General features: G+C 53.6%; 1 rRNA gene. It reads left to right on the forward strand.

Going from position 1 to position 1,576, the window contains the following annotated elements:
* The first annotated feature begins 2 nt into the window (after positions 1-2).
* Positions 3-1,494, forward strand: a 16S ribosomal RNA gene (locus LC653_RS44625).
* Positions 1,495-1,576 lie beyond the last annotated feature (82 nt).

The raw sequence follows: 1,576 nt of genomic DNA on the forward strand, positions 1-1,576 counted from the left end.
ACAAAACGGAGAGTTTGATCCTGGCTCAGGATGAACGCTGGCGGTATGCTTAACACATGCAAGTCGAACGAAATCTTTCGGGATTTAGTGGCGGACGGGTGAGTAACGCGTGAGAATCTGGCTTCAGGTCTGGGACAACCACTGGAAACGGTGGCTAATACCGGATGTGCCGTAAGGTGAAAGGTTAACTGCCTGAAGATGAGCTCGCGTCTGATTAGCTAGTAGGTGTGGTAAGAGCGCACCTAGGCGACGATCAGTAGCTGGTCTGAGAGGACGATCAGCCACACTGGGACTGAGACACGGCCCAGACTCCTACGGGAGGCAGCAGTGGGGAATTTTCCGCAATGGGCGAAAGCCTGACGGAGCAATACCGCGTGAGGGAGGAAGGCTCTTGGGTCGTAAACCTCTTTTCTCAGGGAAGAATTTAATGACGGTACCTGAGGAATAAGCATCGGCTAACTCCGTGCCAGCAGCCGCGGTAATACGGAGGATGCAAGCGTTATCCGGAATGATTGGGCGTAAAGCGTCCGCAGGTGGCGATGAAAGTCTGCTGTTAAAGAGTCTAGCTCAACTAGATAAAAGCAGTGGAAACTACATAAGCTAGAGTACGTTCGGGGCAGAGGGAATTCCTGGTGTAGCGGTGAAATGCGTAGAGATCAGGAAGAACACCAGTGGCGAAGGCGCTCTGCTAGGCCGTAACTGACACTGAGGGACGAAAGCTAGGGGAGCGAATGGGATTAGATACCCCAGTAGTCCTAGCTGTAAACGATGGATACTAGGCGTGGCTTGTATCGACCCGAGCCGTGCCGTAGCTAACGCGTTAAGTATCCCGCCTGGGGAGTACGCCGGCAACGGTGAAACTCAAAGGAATTGACGGGGGCCCGCACAAGCGGTGGAGTATGTGGTTTAATTCGATGCAACGCGAAGAACCTTACCAAGGCTTGACATGTCGCGAATCTTCTCGAAAGGGAAGAGTGCCTTCGGGAGCGCGAACACAGGTGGTGCATGGCTGTCGTCAGCTCGTGTCGTGAGATGTTGGGTTAAGTCCCGCAACGAGCGCAACCCTCGTTTTTAGTTGCCAGCATTAAGTTGGGCACTCTAGAGAGACTGCCGGTGACAAACCGGAGGAAGGTGGGGATGACGTCAAGTCAGCATGCCCCTTACGCCTTGGGCTACACACGTACTACAATGCTCCGGACAGAGGGCAGCAAGATAGCGATGTCAAGCAAATCCCACAAACCGGAGCTCAGTTCAGATCGCAGGCTGCAACTCGCCTGCGTGAAGTCGGAATCGCTAGTAATTGCAGGTCAGCATACTGCAGTGAATTCGTTCCCGGGCCTTGTACACACCGCCCGTCACACCATGGAAGCTGGTAGTGCCCGAAGTCATTACTCAAACCCGCAAAGGAGGAGGATGCCTAAGGCAGGACTGGTGACTGGGGTGAAGTCGTAACAAGGTAGCCGTACCGGAAGGTGTGGCTGGATCACCTCCTTTTTAGGGAGACCTACACCCCTTAGATATCGAAAAGCAAACAGCTATATAGATACTGAGTTGGTCACGCCTTAGGTCGGTCGAG

This window comes from Nostoc mirabile CHAB5784 (assembly GCF_020829645.1).
Classification (GTDB): Bacteria; Cyanobacteriota; Cyanobacteriia; order Cyanobacteriales; family Nostocaceae; genus Nostoc; species Nostoc mirabile.